The 12,333-nt window shown below is 65.3% G+C and carries 10 protein-coding genes and 1 pseudogene; 6 read left to right on the plus strand and 5 right to left on the minus strand.

Going from position 1 to position 12,333, the window contains the following annotated elements:
• Positions 1 to 16 precede the first annotated feature (16 nt).
• Genes secA through H8F25_RS12745 form a run of 3 tightly spaced genes read left to right on the plus strand, consistent with a single transcriptional unit; the run spans position 17 to position 4,402 of the window.
• Entirely contained in the window at positions 17 to 2,869 is a 2,853-nt protein-coding gene (gene secA / locus H8F25_RS12735) for a preprotein translocase subunit SecA (protein WP_197210734.1), read from the plus strand.
• Positions 2,869 to 3,633: an ABC transporter ATP-binding protein gene (locus tag H8F25_RS12740; protein ID WP_197210735.1), complete on the plus strand. Its 765-nt coding sequence runs from the start codon at positions 2,869 to 2,871 to the stop codon at positions 3,631 to 3,633. The genes secA and H8F25_RS12740 overlap by 1 nt, the downstream gene beginning before the upstream one ends.
• Entirely contained in the window at positions 3,515 to 4,402 is an 888-nt protein-coding gene (locus H8F25_RS12745) for an ABC transporter permease (RefSeq protein WP_231596826.1), read from the plus strand. The genes H8F25_RS12740 and H8F25_RS12745 overlap by 119 nt, the downstream gene beginning before the upstream one ends.
• A 34-nt stretch (positions 4,403 to 4,436) precedes the next feature.
• On the opposite strand, the gene cysE is transcribed toward H8F25_RS12745, so the two are convergent.
• Both cysE and H8F25_RS12755 read right to left on the minus strand, forming a co-directional pair.
• On the minus strand, positions 4,437 to 5,198 hold the full coding sequence (cysE, locus tag H8F25_RS12750) for a serine O-acetyltransferase (protein WP_197210737.1): 762 nt from the start codon (positions 5,196 to 5,198) through the stop codon (positions 4,437 to 4,439).
• Between the two features lie 32 nt (positions 5,199 to 5,230).
• Entirely contained in the window at positions 5,231 to 6,220 is a 990-nt protein-coding gene (locus tag H8F25_RS12755) for a GntR family transcriptional regulator (RefSeq protein WP_197210738.1), read from the minus strand.
• A 252-nt stretch (positions 6,221 to 6,472) separates the two neighbouring features.
• Between H8F25_RS12755 and H8F25_RS12760 the strand changes: the two genes are divergently transcribed.
• Positions 6,473 to 7,204 (plus strand): dienelactone hydrolase family protein, encoded by a 732-nt coding sequence (locus H8F25_RS12760; RefSeq protein ID WP_197210739.1) that lies wholly within the window; start codon positions 6,473 to 6,475, stop codon positions 7,202 to 7,204.
• Between the two features lie 128 nt (positions 7,205 to 7,332).
• Here the strand turns inward: H8F25_RS12760 and infC are convergent, their stop codons facing one another.
• Positions 7,333 to 8,001 carry a translation initiation factor IF-3 gene (infC, locus tag H8F25_RS12765; RefSeq protein ID WP_231596827.1) on the minus strand — a complete coding sequence of 223 codons (669 nt, stop codon included), beginning with the start codon at positions 7,999 to 8,001 and terminating at the stop codon, positions 7,333 to 7,335.
• A gap of 167 nt (positions 8,002 to 8,168) precedes the next feature.
• A pseudogene (miaA, locus tag H8F25_RS12770) lies at positions 8,169 to 8,978 on the minus strand (tRNA (adenosine(37)-N6)-dimethylallyltransferase MiaA); the annotation flags it as partial.
• A 335-nt stretch (positions 8,979 to 9,313) separates the two neighbouring features.
• Between miaA and gyrB the strand changes: the two are divergent.
• Both gyrB and H8F25_RS12780 read left to right on the plus strand, forming a co-directional pair.
• Positions 9,314 to 11,275, plus strand: coding sequence for a DNA topoisomerase (ATP-hydrolyzing) subunit B (gene gyrB, locus H8F25_RS12775; protein ID WP_197210740.1), 1,962 nt, complete (start codon positions 9,314 to 9,316; stop codon positions 11,273 to 11,275).
• Positions 11,276 to 11,341: 66 nt separating this feature from the next.
• On the plus strand, positions 11,342 to 11,629 hold the full coding sequence (locus H8F25_RS12780; protein ID WP_231596828.1) for an SH3 domain-containing protein: 288 nt from the start codon (positions 11,342 to 11,344) through the stop codon (positions 11,627 to 11,629).
• Positions 11,630 to 11,840: 211 nt separating this feature from the next.
• On the opposite strand, the gene H8F25_RS12785 is transcribed toward H8F25_RS12780, so the two are convergent.
• On the minus strand, positions 11,841 to 12,332 hold the full coding sequence (locus H8F25_RS12785; RefSeq protein ID WP_197210742.1) for a glutathione peroxidase: 492 nt from the start codon (positions 12,330 to 12,332) through the stop codon (positions 11,841 to 11,843).
• Between the last annotated feature and the right edge of the window lies 1 nt (position 12,333).

Raw genomic sequence — 12,333 nt, forward strand, 5'->3', positions numbered from 1 at the left:
GCCCCGACCTGCCGCCATGCTTAAGCTGCTGCTGGGTGATCCCAATGCCCGCAAGCTGAAGCGGTACCAGCCGATCGTCTCTGACATCAACCTCCTCGAGGAGGAGGTGTCTCCCCTCAGCGACGACGAGCTGCGCGGCCTCACCGCCGAGTTCCGGCAGAAGCTCGAGAGCGCCCGATCCAGCGGCGGCAGCCTCGAGGCCCAGCTCGCCCGCGAGCGGCAGCTGCTCGATGAGCTGCTCCCCCAGGCCTTCGCGGTGGTGCGCGAGGCCGGCCGGCGCGTGCTGGGGATGCGCCACTTCGATGTGCAGCTGATCGGCGGCATGGTGCTGCACGACGGCCAGATCGCCGAGATGAAGACCGGCGAGGGCAAGACCCTGGTGGCGACCCTGCCCTCCTACCTCAATGCCCTCACCGGCCGCGGTGTGCATGTGGTGACGGTGAACGACTACCTGGCCCGGCGCGACGCCGAGTGGATGGGCCAGATCCACCGCTTCCTTGGCCTGTCGGTGGGCCTGATCCAGCAGGATATGGATCCGGCCACGCGCCGCCGCAACTACGGTTGCGACATTACCTACGCCACCAACTCGGAGCTGGGCTTCGACTATCTGCGTGACAACATGGCCGCTGACATCATCGAGGTGGTGCAGCGACCCTTCCAGTACTGCGTCATCGACGAAGTCGACTCGATCCTGATCGATGAGGCGCGCACGCCACTGATCATCTCCGGTCAGGTGGAACGCCCCCAGGAGAAGTACCAGCGCGCTGCCGACGTGGCCGCGGCCCTGGAGAAAGCCGCCGAGCAGGGGAAGGACGGCATCGACCCCGAGGGCGACTATGAGGTGGACGAGAAGCAGCGCAGCTGCACGCTCACCGATGAGGGCTTCGCGCGGGCTGAGCAGATGCTGGGCGTCAACGATCTGTTCGATCCTCAGGATCCCTGGGCGCATTACATCAACAATGCCCTGAAGGCCAAGGAGTTGTTCATCCGCGACGTGAACTACATCGTGCGCGGAGACGAGGTGGTGATCGTCGATGAGTTCACCGGTCGTGTCATGCCCGGTCGTCGCTGGAGCGACGGACAGCACCAGGCGATCGAAGCCAAGGAGGGACTGCCGATCCAGCCTGAGACCCAGACGCTCGCTTCGATCACCTACCAGAACTTCTTCCTGCTGTATCCCCGTCTCGCCGGTATGACCGGCACTGCCAAGACCGAGGAGGTGGAATTCGAGAAGACCTACAAGCTCGAAGTCACGATCGTGCCCACCAATCGCCGCAGCCAGCGCGGTGACTGGACCGATCAGGTCTATAAGAGTGAGGCGGCCAAGTGGCGTGCCGTTGCCCTTGAGACCGCCGCTGTTCACGCTGAGAGTCGGCCGGTGCTGGTTGGAACCACGAGCGTCGAGAAATCCGAGCTGCTCAGTTCCCTGCTCGCCGAACAGAACATCCCCCATAACCTGCTCAACGCCAAGCCCGAGAACGTGGAGCGCGAGGCGGAGATCGTCGCCCAGGCCGGCCGAGCCGGCGCCGTGACGATCGCCACCAACATGGCCGGTCGCGGCACCGACATCATCCTGGGTGGCAATGCCGACTTCATGGCGCGCCTGAAGTTGCGTGAGGTGCTGCTGCCCCGGCTGGTGCGCCCCGAGGAGGGGCACCGTCCGCCGGTGCCGCTGCAGCGTTCCGCCGAAGGGGGCGGTGGCTTCAGCGCAACGTCCCTGGCCAAGGCTCCTGCGGCCTCCCAGAGCAGCCTCTATCCCTGCAGCCTCAGCGCCGACACCGATGCGGAGCTGGTGGCGTTGGTCAAGCAGCTGGTGCAGGCCTGGGGTGATCGCGCTCTGACGCTGCTCGAGCTGGAGGATCGCATCGCCCAGGCGGGTGAGAAGGCGCCCACCGACGACCCCCAGATTCAGCGTCTGCGGGCCTGCATCGCCCGGGTCAAGGCGGAATACGAGCAGGTGACGAAGACGGAGGAGCAGCGGGTGCGTGAAGCCGGTGGCCTCCATGTGATCGGCACCGAGCGGCACGAGTCACGGCGGGTGGACAACCAGCTGCGGGGTCGGGCTGGGCGTCAGGGAGACCCCGGTACCACCCGCTTCTTCCTGTCGCTGGAGGACAACCTGCTGCGCATCTTCGGTGGTGATCGCGTCGCCGGCCTGATGAATGCATTCCGCGTTGAGGAGGACATGCCGATCGAATCCGGCATGCTCACCCGCTCGCTGGAGGGTGCCCAGAAGAAGGTGGAAACCTACTACTACGACATCCGCAAGCAGGTGTTCGAATATGACGAGGTGATGAATAACCAGCGCAAGGCGGTGTATGCAGAGCGGCGTCGTGTGCTGGAGGGGCGTGAGCTGAAGGCGCAGGTGATCGGCTATGGCGAGCGCACCATTGACGACATCGTCGAGGCCTATGTCAATCCCGATCTGCCGCCAGAAGAATGGGATCTCGATCGCCTGGTCGGCAAGGTCCAGGAATTCATCTATCTGCTGGAAGATCTCAAGCCCGAGCATGTGCGCGGCCTGTCAATGGAGGAGCTCAAGACCTTCTTGCAGGAGCAGATGCGGAACGCCTACGACCTCAAGGAGGGTCAGGTGGAGCAGCAGAGGCCAGGCTTGATGCGGGAGGCGGAGCGCTTCTTTATCCTCCAGCAGATCGACACGCTCTGGCGTGAGCATCTGCAGGCGATGGATGCGCTGCGCGAGTCGGTGGGTTTACGGGGTTACGGCCAGAAGGATCCGCTGATTGAGTACAAGAACGAAGGTTATGACATGTTTCTGGAAATGATGACGCAGATGCGCCGCAACGTCATTTATTCGATGTTCATGTTCCAGCCTGCTCCGGTGCAGAATCAGGCGACCTTGGTCTGATGACTGCAGCCATCGCTTCCCCTGTTCTGGAGCTCAGGGATGTCTGGCTGAAGATACCGGTCAACAGTCAGGAGGCGCGTACGATCAAGAAGGCTCTGCTTCGTTCTCTGACAGGTGGTGCTGTGCACCAGACCCGCACCGGAGCCGAGGTGGAAGCTCTGCGTGGTATCACCTGTACCATCCACCACGGTGAAAGGGTTGCCCTGATCGGGCACAATGGCGCCGGGAAGAGCACCTTCCTCCGCCTGATCTCTGGGATCTATACGGCCACGGCCGGATTCTTCCGAGCCAGTTGCCCTGTTTACCCGATGATTCAGAAGAGCTTCCTGACCGGCCCTGAGCTCAGTGGCCTCCAGGCGGTCAAGGGGCATTACCTGCTGGCCCATGGTCATCTGCGTGGTTTTTCCCAGTACCTCGAAGACATTGTTGCATTTTCAGAGCTGGGAGACTTCATTCATCTGCCCATGAAGGGTTATAGCGAAGGCATGTCTGCCAGGCTCTTGTTCGCTCTGTTGACCTCTGGTAGTCACGACTGCCTGGCTCTGGATGAAGGCTTCGGCGCCGGGGATGCTCGTTTTTTTGAACGTGCACAGCAGCGTATGGAGGAGTTCATCGAGGCCGCTGGCACGCTGATCCTGGCAAGCCATGCCGACGATCTCTTGCGTCAGTTCTGCAGGCGCGGTCTGGTGTTCCATCGTGGTGAAATCGTCTTTGACGGCCCGCTTGACGACTCTCTTGCCTTTTATCATGAAACCTGTTGCTGACTGCCTGCGCTTCGGGTGGAAGAGTCGTCGTGCCTGGTGGTTTACGGCATCATCGCGCACCCGTGAACGCTTTGCCCGCACCACGCTGGGCAGTTTCTGGCTCGGTCTTTCCAACCTCCTCTCCATTTCGGTGCTTGCGGTTGTTTACGGCACTGTGTTCAAGGTTGAGGATTTCAGCGCCTATGTCGTGTACCTGGGCACTGGTATGGTCGTCTGGAATTGCATTGCGGCGTCGATTCAGGCCTCGCCGGGTCTGTTCAAGTCCAACGCCTCTAATCTAAAAAACACGAATATTCATCCCATCTTTTATTCCCTGGAGGAGTGGTCCTTTCAGGTGCAGACTTTTCTGCAGTCTTTCCTGCTTGTTCTTCTCGCCCTCTCCATTTTTCAGTCCACCCTCCTGCTGCATCTGATGGGTGTTGGCTTGTTGCCCTTTCTCAATCTGCTAATTTTCATCTACTGGTTTCCTTTGCTTGTCTGCCTGATCGGCGTACGCTATGAAGACTTCTTTCAGCTGATCCCAATCGTGCTTCAGCTGATGTTCTTATTGTCTCCGATTCTGTATCAACGGGATGCCCTCGCCGGCCTCGCCTGGACTGCTGACTTCAATCCTCTTTATCGAGTTCTCTCTGGTCTGCGGGATGCGCTGATCAGCGGCCATCTCAACCTCACCCACTCGCTCCTGTTGCTTGCGATCAACGCTGCCGGCACCCTGGGAACCCTCTGGCTGCTCGAGCGCCAACGCCCCAGGCTGCCGTTCTTTGTCTGAGGGTGACGTCCTTGGTGGATGGTGATCTTGCGTCCTATCCGCCTCGCATCGTTGGCTCCTCCCCGAGAAACTCCAGAATCTCGCGATCGCGCAGGTTCTGGGCGGCGCCGGCACAGGGCTCGGCCAGGGGGCGGCCAGCCGCCACCTCGCGCAGGCAAGCCTGGGTGCGTGCCAGCTCGTTCTCGAGCGTGTCGATGCGCTCCATCAGGTTGCGGATCACGCGGGCTTCGGCATCGGGCAGGGCGGAGTGGGCCAGGGGGTCGATGCGCACGCCGCTCTGGTGGATGACCCGACCGGGGATACCCACCACCGTGCTGTCCGCCTCCACGTCGCGCAGGACGACTGAACCGGCGCCGATGCGGGTGTTGGCGCCCACCTGGATTGCCCCGAGCACCTTGGCGCCGGCACCGACCACCACGTTTTCGGCCAGGGTCGGGTGGCGTTTGCCGTGCTGCTTGCCCGTGCCCCCCAGGGTGACGCCCTGATACAGCAGGCAGCGGTCGCCTACCACGCTGGTCTCGCCGATCACCACGCCCATGCCGTGGTCGATGAACACGCCGCTGCCGATCCGCGCTCCCGGATGGATCTCCACGCCGGTGAGCAGCCGCCCCAGCTGGCTGAGCAGGCGCGCCAGCAGTGGCAACAGGGGCAGGCGGCTGCCCCAGAGGCGGTGGCTGAGGCGATGCAGCACCAGGGCATGCAGGCCCGGGTAGCAGAGCAGGATCTCGACGGTGCCCCGGGCGGCCGGATCCCGCTCACGGATGATCGCCAGATCGCAGCGGATGGCTTGCAGCATGAACCGCGTGAATCACCGGCCAGTATCGCCAGTCACACGGCCAGCAGGCCGATCTCCTTGCGCAGCTGATTGATCGTGGCCTTGCCCAGATAGCTCTGGGCGCAGTGCACCACCGGCAGTCGCATCAGCTGGGCGCGGTTCTGGCGCAGGGTCTGCTCCACCAGCGGCAGGCTGGGGCGGTCGCAGAGCACGTGGCTGGCGGCCCGCAGCAGCGCCAGCAGGCGGCTGCCGATGTCGGGATTGGCGGTCATCACCAGCAGTTCATTGCCGCGCATGCTGTGCAGGATTACCTCGGCGGCCCGCAGGATGCCCGGGCTGATGCTCACCAGGCCCACGCAGCTGCCGGCCCGCAGCTCCTTGAGCAGATCCAGCTCCTGGCGGAAGTCGTTGAGATCCACCGCCACGGCCCGCACCCCGTGGCTCTTGGCGATCTCCTCGACCGGCTGCAGGAAGTAGCGACTGGTGACCACCGTGCCCTGGCTGGAGCTCTCCAGCACCGCCTCCAGCTCCTCCATCGGCACCACCTCCACGGGCACCTCCAGGCTCGGGGTGAGCTCCTCGGCGATCAGATGGGAGGCGCCGATGTCCTCGCGGGGGGTGGAGACCAGCACGCGGGCGCCACAGCGCAGGCGCCAGTCGATCTCGTGGGTGAGCAGCTCGCGGGCCTGCTGGAGGGTGCAGCCGGCGTTCAGCAGGCCGTCGACGCTCTGGCGCACCTCCCGATCGATGTCGGGCAGGGTCTTGTGGCGCAGCCCCGGAGGTGGCTTGATCTCGCGCGGCTTCTGCTGATCGCGCACATAGATGCCCGAACCGGCCATGGCCTCCACCACACCGTCGGTCTCCAGCTGGCGGTACACCTTGCTGATCGTGTTGCGATGCAGGCCGGTCTGCATGGCGAGCTGGCGGGTGCTCGGCAACCGATGCCCGGGCGGATAATGGCGGGCGGCGATGGCGAAACAGATCTGGTTGTACAGCTGGGTGGACGCCGGGATGTCGCTTTCCTGCTGGATGTGGAATCGCACGCCGGGTGGGCCAGATGGAATCGCGGCCACCCTACGGAGCTTTTGCCCCCGTGACAATTCCCCCGTTGGCATAGGAGGATGTGCCGGGTTGTGACGGTTGGGCTGGACAGCGCCTCCGTGCTCCTTCCCGCTGACCGGCCGCCGCTGACCGGCAGCCCCTGACCTTGCCCGGCTCGCGTGATCGATCCAGCCGCTCCGTCTCCTGCCGGCCTCCCGGAGCCGTCCGCCCCTGTCCGGGGCGAGTGGCAGCTTGTGCCTCCCCGCCAGGGCGAGGGGAGTGGCGTGCCGTTGCGCTGCTGGCTGTCGCTGCCTGCGGACCGCCCGCCCAGGGCCGGTGTGCTGGTGCTGCCGGAGGTGTTCGGGATCAACGCCTGGGTGCGATCGGTCGCCGACCGGCTGGCGTCGGCCGGCTATGCCGCCCTGGCCGTGCCCCTGTTCGCCCGCACGGCGCCGGAGCTGGAGCTCGGCTACGACGAGGCCTCCCTGCAGTTGGGTCGCTCCCACAAGGAGCGCACCGAGGCCGTCACCCTGCTGGCTGATGTGGAGCAGGCGGCGGAATGGCTGGCTGAGCGGATCGCCGATCCCGTCGCTCCGCTCGGTTGCGTCGGCTTCTGCTTCGGCGGCCATGTGGCCATGCTGGCGGCCACGCTTCCTGGCATCGCCGCGACCTGCGATTTCTACGGGGCGGGTGTCGCCGGTGCTCGTCCCGGTGGTGGGGCTCCCACCCTGTCCGAGCTATCACGGATCCAAGGCCGGCTGTACTGCTTCTGCGGTGAGGCGGATCCGCTGATCCGCGAGGGTGATGTGCGCGCGATCGAGGGAGCTCTGGCGGCAGCTGCCGAACCGGAGCGGCATCGGCTGATCCGGGTGCCCGGTGCCGGGCACGGGTATCTCTGCGAGGCCCGCAGGGATTTCCATCCCGAGGGGGCCGCCCAGGGGTGGCGGACGATGCTGGCCTTGTTCGAGGAGGTTCTGGGCCGCTGAGCGGGTGCTCAGGCGGCACCTCGCCGAGGGTTCTGTGGACGCAGGCCCCTTTGGGGGGAAGGAAACGCTCGGGTGCTGGGCAGAGCGACGGCTCCTGCAGGCGAGTGGCTCTGCCGGCCGGGACGGGCTCAGGGCTGGGCGGTTTCGGCCCTGGCGGCCGGAGCCGATGCACCGTTGGGGCTGACCTTGGCCGGGGCGGGCGAACCGGTGCCTGCGGCGGCAGCTGGCTTGCCGCTGGTCTTGGCGACCGCCTGCTTGCGCGGAGACAGGAACATGATCATGTTGCGGCCCTCACGCTTGGGCGGCTGCTGGATCTCGGCGTTCTCCTCGAGATCCTTGGCGATGCGCAGCAGCAGGGTCTCGGCCAGGGCGGTGTGCTGGATCTCACGACCGCGGAAGATCACCGTGCACTTGACCTTGTCGCCGGCCTTGAGGAAGCGCGTGGCCTGACCGATGCGCACCTGGTAGTCATGCGAATCGATCTTGTAGCGCATCTTGACCTCCTTGACCTCGGTCTGGTGCGACTTCTTCTTGGCTTCCTTGGCCTTCTTCTCCTGCTCGAACTTGTACTTGCCGTAATCCATCACCCGGCACACGGGCGGATCGGCCTTCTCGCTCACCAGCACCAGATCGAGCTCGCGCTCTCGGGCCACCTCCAGAGCTCTCTCCCGCGTGATCACTCCCAGCTGACTGCCGTCGGCATCGACCACCCGCAGGTTGGGGTAACTGATGCGGTCGTTGATGTTGGGGAGCTCCCGCACGGGAGCGCGGCGATCAAAACGGGGGCGGGGAGGCATTCACAGGTGCAGTAAGGAACTCACCCTAGGCCTTGCAGGGCCTCCAGCACACCCCGCCGAAGCACATCGCTGTCGTTGCCGCCGCCGTGGCGGCGATCTGCACCGGCCACGGCGCTGCTGGCCGGTGCGGAGCCCTCCGCCGATCGGCCTGCCGCTGGCAGGGCCTCCAGCCAGCGGGGCCGGTGCTGCCGGCGGAACCAGGTGCGCTGGCGCCTGGCGTACTGACGCGTGCGCCGTTCCGTGATCGCCATCGCCTCCGGCTCCGTCAGATCCCCCGCCAGCACCCGGCGGGCCTCGTCGTAGCCGATCGTCTCCAGCAGCGGGCAACTTGAGCCGTACCGCTCGATCAGCCGCCGGGTTTCCGCCAGCAGGCCCTGGGCGTAGAGGCCGGCGGTGCGGCTGCGGATGCGCTCGGCCAGATCCGGCGGATCGAGACCGAATTCGAGAACGCGCCAGGGCGGAGGGCTGCGGCGCTGCTGGCTGCTGAGCGTGCGGCCGGTGGCGTAGAGCACCTCCAGGGCCCGCTGGGTGCGCACGGCGTCGCCCGACAGAATCCGCGCGCCCGCCTCCGGATCGACCAGCTGCAGCATCCGGTGGCACTGCGGCTGCCCCAGGGCGGCGAACTGCTCACGCAGTCCCGGCTGCGGTGGCACCGCCGGTGGTTGCAGGCCTTCGAGCAAGGCCTTGAGATAGAGGCCGGTGCCGCCCACCAGCAGGGCCACCCCGCGGCGGCGGTGTTCGGCCGCGATCGCCACCTCGGCCAGAGCCGTGAACTCCTGCAGGGTGATCGGCTGGTCCGGTGCGCGCAGATCGAGCAGTTCATGGCGCACCCGCCGACGCTGCTCCGCCGTCGGTTTGGCGGTGCCGATGTCCATCTCCCGGTAGAGCTGGCGGGAATCCACCGACAGCACCGCCAGATCCAGGGCCTCCGCCAGCTCGATCGCCAGGGCCGTCTTGCCGCTGGCGGTCGGCCCCATCAGGGCGATCACCAGCGGACGCGGATCGTCGCCATGACTCGGGTCGCGCAGGGGCTTGGACACGCAGGGCAGCGGAGCGTCACGGGATGGGGCTTCTCCACTCTGACGCGCGCCCCCGGCCGGCTGGCCGCCCTGGCTGACAGTGGTAAAGTCGCTTTTGTGACGCGGGTTTTCAGGGCAGGGTCTTCAGATCAGATTTGTGGATCAGCTCTCGGATCAACGGGTTTTCTGATCAACCGGTCGGATCCGCCTCCCCCGCCCAGGTTCCCGCTCCTCGCACCCCTGTCCGCCCCGGGGTTCCGCCACCTCTGCCCACTCCGGGGAGCCCCTCCCGCATGAGCGACGCCACCAGAGTCCAGTCCGCCTACGGCGCCGAACAGATCCAGGTGCTTGAGGGCCTGGAGCCGGTGCGCAAGCGGCCAGGGATGTACATCGGCTCCACAGGGCCGCGCGGTCTGCACCATCTCGTCTATGAGGTGGTCGACAACTCCGTCGACGAGGCCCTGGCAGGCCACTGCGACGCGATCGTCGTCACCCTCCACGAAGACGGCTCCGCCAGCGTTTCAGATAACGGCCGTGGCATCCCCACGGATATCCATCCCCGCACCGGCAAGAGCGCCCTCGAGACAGTGCTGACGGTGCTCCACGCCGGCGGCAAGTTCGGGGCCGGCGGCTACAAGGTCTCCGGCGGCCTGCATGGCGTGGGCATCTCCGTGGTCAATGCCCTGAGTGCCTGGGTGGAAGTGACCGTGCATCGTCAGGGCCAGGAGCATCGCCAACGTTTTGAGCGCGGGGTGCCGATCGGCAGCCTCGCCGCATCCCCCGCTGCAGATCCGACCCAGACCGGCACCTTCGTGCGCTTTCTGCCGGATACGGAGATCTTCACTGGCGGCATTGAGTTCGACTACGGCACTCTCGCCGCCCGTCTGCGCGAGCTGGCCTATCTCAACGGTGGCGTGCGCATCGTCTTCCGCGACGAGCGCATCTCCTCGCGTAACGCCGACGGGGAGGCGCATGAGGAGGTGTACCACTATCAGGGTGGCATCAAGGAATACGTCGCCTATATGAATGCGGAGAAGGATCCGCTTCACCCCGACATCATCTACGTCAACTCTGAAAAGGACGGCGTGCAGGTGGAGGCGGCGCTGCAGTGGTGTGTCGATGCCTACTCCGACAATATCTTCGGATTCGCCAACAATATCCGTACCGTCGACGGCGGAACTCACATCGAAGGCCTCAAGACTGTGCTCACACGCACGCTCAATGCCTTCGCCAAGAAGCGTGGCAAGCGCAAGGAGGCCGACGCCAATCTCGCCGGTGAGAACATCCGCGAGGGTCTGACCGCGGTGCTCTCTGTCAAGGTGCCCGATCCCGAGTTCGAAGGCCAGACCAAGACCAAGCTCGGCAACACCGAGGTGCGCGGCATCGTCGATTCGTTGGTGGGCGAGGCCCTGGGCGAATACCTGGAGTTTCACCCCTCCGTGATCGATCTGATCCTCGAGAAGGCGATCCAGGCCTTCAATGCCGCTGAGGCCGCTCGCCGCGCCCGCGAACTGGTGCGACGCAAGAGCGTGCTGGAGAGTTCCACCCTGCCGGGCAAGCTCGCCGACTGCAGCTCCCGCGATCCGTCCGAGTCGGAGATCTACATCGTTGAGGGCGACTCAGCTGGTGGCTCCGCCAAGCAGGGTCGTGACCGACGCTTTCAGGCGATTCTGCCGCTGCGGGGCAAGATCCTGAACATCGAGAAGACCGACGATGCCAAGATCTACAAGAACACCGAAATTCAGGCTCTGATCACTGCCCTGGGTCTCGGCATCAAAGGCGAAGACTTCGATGAGAAGAATCTCCGCTACCACCGGATTGTGATCATGACGGACGCAGACGTGGATGGTGCCCACATCCGCACCCTGCTGCTGACTTTCTTCTATCGCTATCAGAAAGCGCTCGTCGATGGCGGCTATATCTACATCGCCTGCCCGCCTCTCTACAAGGTCGAGCGTGGCAAGAATCACAGTTACTGCTACAACGAAGCTGAGCTCAAGAGGGTTATCGATGGTTTTGGCGAGAAGGCCAATTACACCATCCAGCGCTTCAAGGGTCTGGGCGAGATGATGCCCAAGCAGCTCTGGGAAACCACCATGGATCCCGAGACCCGCATGATGAAGCGTGTGGAGATCGAGGATGCGGCGGAGGCTGATCGCATCTTCACGATTCTGATGGGTGACAAGGTGGCTCCCAGACGTGAGTTCATTGAGACCCATAGTGCCGAGCTGGATCTCACCCAGCTGGATATCTGATCGATGGGCGCGTCTGTCTCCGTTCGTGCTGGCGTTCGTGGGTGGCCTGCCCTGCGCTGGGCTGCCTTGCTCGGGTTTGCCCTCCTGGCACCCGCGGCCCTGCCTGCCGGTGGCGCGGAACGGCGGTTACCCGAGGTACGGCGTCGTCAGAGCGCTCTGGAACCGTTGCTCAGCTCCGCCTGCCAGAGCCTGCGCTGTGCTCCCGAGCGTCAGGCCCCGGTCCTCGCCCGCGTGGATGCGGGTGTGCCGATGCGGGTGCTGCGCCAGTGGTTTTCGCCTCAGGGGCGTCGCTGGCTGCAGGTGGAGGCGGTCTCGGCCTGTGGTCGCCCCTCCCGAGGCTGGATGAGCAGCTGAGGCGCGCCTGCGCCGATGGGTGTTCGGGGGGCTCACCCGCGCGGATCGTGATCGGTCCAAAGCGGAGGACCCTCCTGTGCTCTGCTCTGCTCTGCTCTGCTCTGACGGGATCTGACCCGCGAGCCGAGAGGACCTCCGGGGGCTGTCCAGACCAGCCTCCGGCCCGCAGGCTGCAGATCCCTGGGATGGATGGGCTGATGCGGGTGAGCGCTCAGCCCGCCAGAGCTGCCTCGATCGCGGCTTTCAGCTCGGCTGCCTCGGGCTCCACGCCGCTCTTGAAGCGCGCCAGCACCGTGCCGTCGCGGCCGACCAGAAACTTCTCGAAGTTCCAGGCCACCGGGCCGGCCGGTTCGGTCTGGGTGAGGGTGGTGTAAAGCGCTTCCGCCATGGTCACCTTGTCGAGCAGCTCGAAGCTGGCCCCGTAGGTGGTGGAGCAGAACTGCTGGATCTCCGGCAGGCTGCCCGGTTCCTGGGCGCCGAAGTCGTTGCAGGGGAAGCCCAGCACCTCCAGACCCTGCGCTCCATAGCTCTCCTGCAGTGCCTGCAGGCCCGCGTACTGCCGGGTGAAGCCGCAGCGGCTGGCCACGTTGACGATCAGCAGCACCTTGCCGGCCCAGTCGCCGAGGCGGCGTTCAGCGCCTGAGGCGTCGCGCACCACGACCTCTGTGACGTTGACGGACGGGCTGCTGGCGGAGGCGGTCATG

The organism is Synechococcus sp. CBW1004 (assembly GCF_015840715.1).
Classification (GTDB): domain Bacteria; phylum Cyanobacteriota; class Cyanobacteriia; order PCC-6307; family Cyanobiaceae; genus Cyanobium.

Excerpts from the sequence above, each read along its gene's own strand:
- H8F25_RS12740 (WP_197210735.1), top strand. The coding sequence starts at position 2,869 with ATGACTGCAGCCATCGCTTCCCCTGTTCTGGAGCTCAGGGATGTCTGG.
- infC (WP_231596827.1), bottom strand. The coding sequence starts at position 8,001 with ATGCCTCCCCGCCCCCGTTTTGATCGCCGCGCTCCCGTGCGGGAGCTC.
- cysE (WP_197210737.1), bottom strand. The coding sequence starts at position 5,198 with ATGCTGCAAGCCATCCGCTGCGATCTGGCGATCATCCGTGAGCGGGAT.
- H8F25_RS12785 (WP_197210742.1), bottom strand. The coding sequence starts at position 12,332 with ATGACCGCCTCCGCCAGCAGCCCGTCCGTCAACGTCACAGAGGTCGTG.
- secA (WP_197210734.1), top strand. The coding sequence starts at position 17 with ATGCTTAAGCTGCTGCTGGGTGATCCCAATGCCCGCAAGCTGAAGCGG.
- gyrB (WP_197210740.1), top strand. The coding sequence starts at position 9,314 with ATGAGCGACGCCACCAGAGTCCAGTCCGCCTACGGCGCCGAACAGATC.
- H8F25_RS12745 (WP_231596826.1), top strand. The coding sequence starts at position 3,515 with ATGCCGACGATCTCTTGCGTCAGTTCTGCAGGCGCGGTCTGGTGTTCC.